General features: G+C 46.9%; 1 pseudogene. It reads right to left on the reverse strand.

Annotation, left to right across the window (positions count from 1 at the left end):
* Positions 1 to 258 (reverse strand): annotated as a pseudogene (locus tag LI114_RS13965) (hypothetical protein); the annotation flags it as partial.

The raw sequence follows: 258 nt of genomic DNA on the forward strand, positions 1-258 counted from the left end.
CCAAATTAAATTCCGCTTCTCCCTCAATATCAGGGATTCCCTCGCCCGATATGCTCGTTCCGAAGTAAAGCGCAAGCATACGCTTTATCTCAGGTTTGGACATTCGACGAGCCGTAAAGCCATGTTCTGAGATTGCTTTGTCAACACGATTAAGCGTGCTGAATATCTGCTCGTCCTTTTCACGCCTGAACCGTACCGCAAACATAAACTGTCTTGCCGAGGACATCTCCACCTGGATCTCGTCAAGAAAATCATAGT

Origin of the sequence: Ruminococcus sp. 210702-SL.1.03, assembly GCF_020559915.1 — a bacterium.
In the GTDB taxonomy this organism is placed as follows: Bacteria; Bacillota; Clostridia; order Oscillospirales; family Ruminococcaceae; genus YE71.